This window comes from uncultured Campylobacter sp. (genome assembly GCF_938018035.1).
In the GTDB taxonomy this organism is placed as follows: Bacteria; Campylobacterota; Campylobacteria; order Campylobacterales; family Campylobacteraceae; genus Campylobacter_B.
In genome coordinates this window covers 1-8141 of sequence record NZ_CALIJF010000383.1, presented here as the reverse complement: position 1 = coordinate 8141, position 8141 = coordinate 1, and the positions used below count along the sequence as shown (strand labels likewise).

Annotated in this window: 7 protein-coding genes; 5 read left to right on the top strand and 2 right to left on the bottom strand. The window is 51.4% G+C overall.

Translation table 11 applies throughout. The annotated features are described in order from the left end of the window. Window positions 1-370 precede the first annotated feature (370 nt). On the bottom strand, window positions 371-586 hold the full coding sequence (kcuS, locus tag Q0257_RS11755) for a KCU-star family selenoprotein (protein ID WP_297962242.1): 216 nt from the start codon (window positions 584-586) through the stop codon (window positions 371-373). Then, complete coding sequence (locus tag Q0257_RS11750) at window positions 573-2654, bottom strand: carbon starvation CstA family protein (RefSeq protein ID WP_298025014.1); 2082 nt, start codon at window positions 2652-2654, stop codon at window positions 573-575. The genes kcuS and Q0257_RS11750 overlap by 14 nt, the downstream gene beginning before the upstream one ends. A 558-nt stretch (window positions 2655-3212) precedes the next feature. On the opposite strand from Q0257_RS11750, the gene Q0257_RS11745 reads away from it, so the two are divergent. The 5 genes from Q0257_RS11745 to Q0257_RS11725 are packed head-to-tail and all read left to right on the top strand — an operon-like array spanning window position 3213 to window position 7448. Further along, on the top strand, window positions 3213-4181 hold the full coding sequence (locus Q0257_RS11745) for an iron ABC transporter permease (protein ID WP_298025013.1): 969 nt from the start codon (window positions 3213-3215) through the stop codon (window positions 4179-4181). Beyond that, window positions 4178-4951, top strand: coding sequence for an ABC transporter ATP-binding protein (locus tag Q0257_RS11740; protein ID WP_298025011.1), 774 nt, complete (start codon window positions 4178-4180; stop codon window positions 4949-4951). Before Q0257_RS11745 ends, Q0257_RS11740 begins: the two co-directional genes overlap by 4 nt. Continuing rightward, window positions 4948-5730, top strand: coding sequence for an ABC transporter substrate-binding protein (locus tag Q0257_RS11735; RefSeq protein ID WP_298025010.1), 783 nt, complete (start codon window positions 4948-4950; stop codon window positions 5728-5730). The genes Q0257_RS11740 and Q0257_RS11735 overlap by 4 nt, the downstream gene beginning before the upstream one ends. After that, window positions 5731-6948, top strand: a complete 1218-nt coding sequence (locus tag Q0257_RS11730) for a radical SAM protein (RefSeq protein ID WP_298025008.1) — start codon at window positions 5731-5733, stop codon at window positions 6946-6948. After that, window positions 6945-7448 (top strand): flavodoxin family protein, encoded by a 504-nt coding sequence (locus Q0257_RS11725; RefSeq protein WP_298025007.1) that lies wholly within the window; start codon window positions 6945-6947, stop codon window positions 7446-7448. Before Q0257_RS11730 ends, Q0257_RS11725 begins: the two co-directional genes overlap by 4 nt. Window positions 7449-8141 lie beyond the last annotated feature (693 nt).

Sequence of the window (8141 nt, the reverse complement as noted above, 5' to 3'; positions counted from 1 at the left end):
GTATCGAAAACCGTGAATATTCACTCCTCGCTCCCGGTAAAAATGAAAAACGCAGGCATCGCACGCCCAAGCGCGCCCTCGATCTCGTACTAGTCGATAACGCCTACGACGAGGACGCGGATCAAATTTTAACCTGCTATGAGATCTAAGCCATGATCCAAGCACGCTCATATTCCTGATTAAAATTTACAGCTGTGATTTCACGCCTTTAATTAAGGCGGGTTCGCTGAAAAATTTTGCAAAAATTTTATATAGAATTCTACCAAGACGCGGAAATACCCGTTTAAAAATTCTACGACATGCAGGCGAGACCGTTGCAAAACGGCGCGGCCGGCGATGAGTACGGCGCGACCGCGCCCTTTCGCCGCTATCAGCACTTGACGTTTTTCGCCTTGCTATCTTGCATCGCGCGAAAAAATTCCGCCCTGCTTAGCGGGATTTCGTCCGGATGAGCGCTTCTGAAATGACTCAGATAGCCCTCGTAATCGCCGAGCCCGATGAGCGGCGCAAGCGCGGCATCCGCGCGCGCCAGAAACCTCGCCACGGCCTTCGGGGCTGCGAGTGGATTAAATTTAAACTTTTTCATAAACGCCCCTATCTACGTACTCGCTTTCTGCTAGCTTGAAATATCCCTCGCTCGCGCCGCCCTTTGAAATTTTAAGACACATTCGGATCGTTTGGACGATGACGATGATCGTAACGACGACGAAAAGAGCACATAGCACGGCGTCGATGACGTTATTTCTGATGATAGCCTGCGCCTTTTCGATCGCGGCAGGATCGCTTAGACTAGCGAGCTTGGCGGCGGTATTTTGCGCGATAGCCACGTGGCTTACCGCGTCGTGCACGCGCTCGCCGTTAGCCGGCATCAGCTTTAAGATCGCCGCATAAAGCGTGGTTATAAGCACCCAAATCGCAGGAGCGATCGTGACGAAGGCGTATTTTTGCTTGCCCATTTTAAAAAGCACCACCGTCGCAAGCAGCAGCGCGATGCCCGCGAGCATCTGATTGGACGCGCCGAAAAGCGGCCACAGCGTGTAAATTCCGCCCATAGGATCGGTAACGCCGCTGTAGAGCAGATAGCCCCAGCCCGCCACGCAGATCAGCGTCGCGATGATGCCGTAGAGGGAATTTTTAGTATCGGAGAATGGTTTATAGACGTTGCCTAAAATTTCTTGCACCATAAAGCGCCCCGTGCGCGTGCCCGCATCGACCGCGGTCAGAATAAACAGCGCCTCAAACAAAATCGCGAAATGATACCAAAACGCCATCAGCTCCTTGCCGCCGATGATCTGATGCAGCAGCATCGTTAGCCCCATCGCAAAGGTAGGAGCGCCGCCCGTGCGGCTCATCATCGTGGTTTCGCCGACGTTTGAAGCCAAGGCGCCGATCTGCTCGGGCGTAATGCTAAATCCGATAGAATTTATGTACGCCGCGACGCTTACCGCGTCTTTGCCCAGTACCGCAGCTGGCGAGTTGATAGCGAAATATTCGCCCGGGCTTAGTATGCACGCAGCCACAAGCGCCATTACGCCCACAAGGCTCTCCATAAGCATCGAGCCATAGCCGATGAAAAGAGTGTGGGTTTCGCGCTCGACCATCTTCGGCGTCGTACCGCTGGAGATCAGCGCGTGAAAGCCCGAAATCGCGCCGCATGCGATAGTGATAAACAAAAACGGAAATATCGGACCTGCAAAAACGGGACCCGTGCCGTCGATAAATTTCGTCGTAGCGGGCATTTTAAGCTCGGGTGCGACGAAAATTATCGCGACCGCCATACCGATGATGACGCCGAGCTTAAGGAAGGTGCTTAGATAATCACGCGGCGCGAGCAGCAGCCACACGGGCAAGATAGCCGCGATAAAGCCGTAGCCGATCGTAAGAAGCGCGAGCGTCTCGCCCTTTAGCGAAAAGATGTCGTGCCAGTACGGATCGATCGAGACGTAATGCCCGCCCCAAAGCGAAAGCATCAGCAAAATAAAGCCGATGATCGATGCCTCGCTGACCTTGCCTGGGCGCAAAAACCTCATGTAAATTCCCATAAATATGGCGATCGGTATCGTCATCGCGATCGTAAAAAGCCCCCACGGCGAGTTTGCGAGCGCCTTTACGACGACCATAGCCAAGATCGCCACGATGATCAGCATGATGAAAAAAATCCCGATCATCGCGATGCCGCCCGTGAGCTTGCCCATCTCGTCTTTTATCATCTCGCCGAGGCTCTTGCCGCCGCGTCGCGTAGATAGCACGAGCACGATAAAATCATGCACCGCGCCTGCAAGCACGACGCCCACCAAAAGCCAAATAGTACCGGGCAGATAGCCCATCTGTGCGGCCACTACTGGACCTACGAGCGGTCCGGCGCCTGCGATAGCGGCGAAATGGTGACCGAAAAGGACGTATTTGTTCGTAGGAACGTAATCACGCCCGTCGTTTCGGATCACCGCAGGAGTCGCGCGGCGATCGTCCAGCTCAAAGACGCGATACGCGATAAAGCGCCCGTAGAAGGTGTATCCGATCAGATAGATGCACGCGCTGGCTACTACGAGCCAGACGGCGCTGATGCTCTCGCCTTTATTTAGCGCAAGTACGCCGAAACACCACGCCCCTATGACGGCGACCGCCGCCCAAAGGATCTTTTGCCATGTTTTCATGCTTATTCCTTAAAACTTAGCGAGCGGCTTCGGCGCAGTTTGCCGTTTAATAAAACGACTTACGCATTTAAAGCGGGACTCGTTAAATAAAATTTAGTGCGTATTTTATCGGCGTTTTTATAATTTAAAGCTGAATTGCAAAATTAAAAAGAGCTCTTTCGGCGTTTAAATTTACCGCCTAAATTTTGAATTTCAAATTTAAATAGACAGCTTGGCGGCGCACGAAATTTTAATATTTAATCGCCCTAAATTTAACTCCGCAGCTCTTAGCCGTTACGGAATTTATCGCGGTTTAAGAAATCAAGCGATAAAATCCCATGATAACGATTTTAATTTCTTAATAAAAATCGCGAATACTTTTAGGAGGAAATTTATGCCGGATCAGGTGTGCGGCTACGCACTTTTTCGCGCTGATATCAGAAGCTATGTAAGCTTCAAAAATAATTGCGCCAGCCGCGAGAATTTCATAAATTCCGCGCGTATAAATTCCCGACGCCGCTTAAATTTTAAAAATATCCGCCGCGACGAAATCTGCGCGTATAGTTCGCCTGGTGGGCTATGAGTTTTAAATTTTATCTCTTTCTAATCGCAGCTTTCATATTGCTTGCTTTAGTAGCCGTAAGTAGCGGCGGGGCAAGCATTTCGCTGGGCGACATAGTGAAATTTTTCACCTTCAGTGAGATAGACGAGACCAAGCAGCTCATATTGCTACAAATGCGCCTACCGCGCCTCGTGCTTGGAATTTTAATAGGCGCGCTGCTAGCGACTTCGGGAGTGGTTGTGCAAAGCGTATTTTTAAACCCGCTTGCGGATCCCTACATCATCGGCATTGCCTCGGCAGCGACTTTCGGCGCGGTCATAGCCTATCTGCTAGGGCTTAGCGACGTTTTTTACGGAATTTTCGCGTTTTTGGCTGCGAGCGGGCTTTCGCTGGTGATCTTTAAGCTCGCAGCCCACACCCGCTCGATCTCCACGCTACTGATCGTAGGTATCGCCGTATCGTCGTTTTTAGGCGCATTCACCTCCTTTGCGGTCTATCTCATCGGAGAGGACAGCTTTAGGATTACGGCGTGGATGATGGGCTATTTAGGCGGCGCAAACTGGCAAAAGATCGCACTTTTACTGCCGCCGCTGCTGTTTTGCATGGCGTATTTTTACGCGAAGCGCCACGAGCTAAATATCATCTTAAACGGCGACGAGGAGGCGAAGTCGCTGGGGCTCAACGTCGAGAAGTCCAAAAAGAGCCTGCTCATCGTCTCCTCGCTCATCATCGGCTTTTCGGTCGCATTTACGGGGATGATAGGCTTCGTGGGGCTCATCATTCCGCACACGCTTCGCATGGCGCTTCATACGGCGAGCAACGCCGTTCTGATCCCTGCTAGCGCGCTTACCGGCGGAGTTTTTTTGGTTTTTTGCGACGTAATCGCTAAAAACGCTCTCTCGCCGGTAGAAATTCCGATCGGCGTGGTGACTTCGTTTTTCGGCGCGCCATTTTTCCTATACCTTGCGTTTAGGAAGCACGCATGAAAGCAAGCGGGCTAAACTTCAGCTACGGCAAGCGGGCGATCCTGCAAGACATATATCTGAATTTAGAACGGGGTAAATTTTACGGGATTTTAGGCCCTAACGGCTGCGGCAAGAGCACTTTACTAAAAAATATATTGCAAATTTTAAAACCCGCAAGCGGGATCATCGAAATAAACGGCAGAAGAGCGAGCGAATACGGCCTTAAAGAGCTTGCGGCGCTGATCGGCTTCGTGCCGCAAAAAACAGCCCTCGCAGCCGCGCTAAACGTGAATGAAATTTTACTTGCGGGCAGGTTTTGCCGCCTGAAAAGCGCATTTAGCGGCTACGATGCGAGCGATCACGCTAAAGTGGAGCAAATGGCAGAGCTTTTGGACGTGAAAAAATTCCTAGAGCGTAGCGCATTTGAGCTAAGCGGTGGAGAGTTCGGGCGCGTGCTGCTTGCCAGAGCGCTCGTCAGCGAGCCTGAAATTTTACTGCTCGATGAGCCCACGGGCGCGCTTGATATGAACTACGCGATCGAGGCGATGAGGATCTGCGAAAACCTGACGCGCTCTTTAAATTTAACGAGCGTCATCGTGCTGCACGATCTAAATTTAGCCTCGCTTTTTTGCGATGAAATTTTGATGCTAAAAGACGGCACAGTAAGGTATCGCGGTAGCGCGAGCGAGCTTTTTACGCCGCAGATCATAAAAGAAATTTACGGCTTTGACGCCCTGATAGTCGAAAATTTGGGAACCAAATTTATCTTACCGCAAAAGGAGAAAATGTGAAAAAAATTCTTATAGCTTTGCTTTCGGCGAGTTTTGCGCTCGCCAAAGGCCTGGTAGTGCTCGACCCTGCCGCAGTCGAGATCATCTACGCTTTAGGCGCGCAGGATCAAATCGCTGCGATCGCCACCACTTCGATGAGCAAGATCCGCCCGGAGGCAGAAACCGCGAAACTACCAAGCGTTGGCACCTACGTGAAGCCCAACCTCGAAAAAATCGTCGAGCTCAAGCCCGATCTGGTTATCACAAGCTTCCACTCCGCGGGCGTTAGCGAAAATCTACAAAAGCTGGGGCTTAAGAGCCTTGCGATGGACGCAAACTCCACCGCAGATATCTGCCAAAACGTAAAGAAGGTCGCGGCGATCGTAAAAAAGGAGAGCGAGGCGGATAAAATTTGCGCGCAGATGGATGGAATTTTTGCAGACAAACCCGCTCTTAGCGGCAAAAAAGTAGCGCTATTTTTCGGCTCAAACGCCACTATGGCTTTCAATGACAAAACCCTCATCGGCGATATCTTCGCTCGCCTAGGCGCTAAAAATATCGCAGACGGTCTTGAAGGCAGCACGCCTGCGGTATCCGCCGAATACATCTTGGAGCAAAACCCCGACATTATGGTCATCGTAGGCGGCGAGACGGAGGATTTTTTAAAAGCAAATCCGATCCTTAGAAATACCAAAGCGGTAAAATCGGGCAAAATTTTAAAGGCCCCGACGCTCATCTTGCGGGGCAGCCCGCAGATCGGCGAGACGGTGGATGAAATTTACGCGGAGGCAACGAAATAGATGTTTAAAGAACGCATTAAATCCCACCATCGCTCCAAGCTTTTCGAGAGCGTCTCCGCGAGTGAAAACGAGCTGTTCGATGCGCTAGAGCAGCCCGCGAAAGACAGCGATTGCGTGATCTATCTGCATGTGCCGTTTTGCGACAACATCTGCTCGTTTTGTTCGATGATGCGCTCCAAACTCGGCGACGAGCTAGACGAATACTCTAAATTTCTGGTCCGCCAGATCAAAGACTACGGCGAGATGCCCTATTTCGATACTAAAAGCGTCAAAAGCATCTACTTCGGCGGCGGCACGCCGAGCGTCTTTAGCGAGACGCACTTCGAAAAGGTTCTGGGCGCGCTGCATAAAAATTTTAAGATTGCGGACGACTGCGAGATCAGCATAGAAACCACGCTGCATAATCTAGATACGCAAAAAGCGCTCGCTCTGCAAAGCTTTGGCGTAAATCGCTTTAGCATCGGCGTGCAGACCTTCAGCAGACAGGGGCGCGCGCTTCTAAACCGCGTGCATAAGCCCGCTCGCGCAATCGAGCGACTAAAGGATCTTAGAGAAAAATTTGACGGCATGCTCTGCTGCGACATCATCTACAACTTCCCGAACGAAAGCGTGGAGGAGGTGCTAGAGGACGCGCGCTACGTAGATGAGCTAGGTCTAGATAGCGCTAGCTTTTACTCGCTGATGTTTTTCGAAGGCTCGGAGTTGTCCAAAAAGATCGACACCTCCTACTATGATCTGCCGACCGATAAGAAGCTGCACCACGCTTTCGCGGAAGCGCTGCTTGTCGGAAGCGATAATTTCGAGGTTTTGGAGCTTACCAAGCTTGCTCGAAAAGGACGCGATAACTACGGCTACATCAAGCTAAGCCACAAGGGCACGGATATCCTGCCTATCGGCAACGGCGCGGGCGGACACGTAGCGGGCTTCGGAATTTACGGCGTGTCGGGACACAAGATGATCTCGCGAATCGATGAGCGCGAAGCAAAATACGGCGTGCTAAGCAATCTGTTTCAGTATCCGATCGTAAGCTTAAACGAGCTAAAAGAGGCCCTGAGCGCGAGCATTTACGACGAAGCGGTGCAAAAGCTCAAAGAATTTGAGAGCTGGGGGCTTTTGGAGCTAAAAGATCAAAGATCGATCTTGAGCTTGGACGGAATTTTTTGGGGCAACAACATCAACGAAGAGATAGCAAACATTATTAGAAAGGATTTTGTATGAAAAAAATCGTGCTTTACACCTCGCAAACGGGTAACACGAAAAAGGTGGGCGACGCGATCGCCGAGCAACTAGGCTGCGAGAGCCTAAATTTCCGCGACTTTGAAGGCGAGGTCGATGACTACGACTTTATAGCCTTGGGCTTTTACGTCGATAAGGGCGAAGCCGAAGCGAAATTTATGCGCTTTTTACGCAAGATTCACGGCAAGAAACTAGGCGTTTTTATGACTCTGGGCGCAGAGCCAGGCGGCGAGCACTCGCGCAAGTGCCTGGATGCCTTTGAAGAGGGGCTTAAAGCAAACGGCAACGAGATTATAAGGGAGTTTGCCTGCCAGGGCGCGATCGATCCGAATCTACTTGAAACGATGCGCAAAATGGCGGCCGGCGGCAACTCGCCCCACCCTATCACCCCCGAGCGACTTGCGCGCTGGGCGGAGGCTGCGAAACACCCGGACGAGAAGGATCTGGCGGACGCAAAAGCAGCATTTGCGGGGATAGAATAAAATTTAAAGCAAGCCGTGCAAACCGCTGCGCGGCGAAGCAAAATCAAATAAAATTTCACACTACTTAATGCGCGATTTGGAATTTTATCTTTTACTAAATTTGGACGATAAATTTCATTACTACAAGCAAATTTGCCGCCTCAGGCGCAGGTCTTGCTCTAGAATTTAAACGATAAAATTTCATTTCGCGCGCAACGGATCAAACAATGCCGCCGACCTTGCGCCGCTAATGCGCACTCTGAGCGCAAGCCAGCTTTTGCGAGCGAGCGACCCGCGAATACCGCGGTCGTGCCATCATCCAATACACTGCTCGCCATTTTGCGACGGTCTGAGCGCGAAAAACTCACTTCTGCGAGCAAGCTGCTGCCTGCGAGCGCTGCGGTCGCGATCATCGGCTACCCCTGTCGTCACGCGCCGTAGGTCTCGCCGTTAGGCGCCGCTCTCCCGCCGCGCGATACCCATCCACCGCTACTAACCGCCCGCGCGACAACCCGTCGCCGCTCATCGCCCCGCCGCTTTGTCGCGGTACCGAGCCCAAACCGAACCGCTAAATTTTAAATTCTACAAAAGTCTCATCGCGCGTAAATTTTAATTCGGCAAATGCGCGAAATTTAGGTAAAATTCCACGCAAGCGCTTTGACGGTCAAAATTTAAAGGGGTGAAAATGACGAATTTCGAGTACGCTAGTCGCAT

Excerpts from the sequence above, each read along its gene's own strand:
- Q0257_RS11745 (WP_298025013.1), top strand. The coding sequence starts at position 3,213 with ATGAGTTTTAAATTTTATCTCTTTCTAATCGCAGCTTTCATATTGCTT.
- Q0257_RS11730 (WP_298025008.1), top strand. The coding sequence starts at position 5,731 with ATGTTTAAAGAACGCATTAAATCCCACCATCGCTCCAAGCTTTTCGAG.
- Q0257_RS11725 (WP_298025007.1), top strand. The coding sequence starts at position 6,945 with ATGAAAAAAATCGTGCTTTACACCTCGCAAACGGGTAACACGAAAAAG.
- Q0257_RS11740 (WP_298025011.1), top strand. The coding sequence starts at position 4,178 with ATGAAAGCAAGCGGGCTAAACTTCAGCTACGGCAAGCGGGCGATCCTG.
- kcuS (WP_297962242.1), bottom strand. The coding sequence starts at position 586 with ATGAAAAAGTTTAAATTTAATCCACTCGCAGCCCCGAAGGCCGTGGCG.
- Q0257_RS11750 (WP_298025014.1), bottom strand. The coding sequence starts at position 2,654 with ATGAAAACATGGCAAAAGATCCTTTGGGCGGCGGTCGCCGTCATAGGG.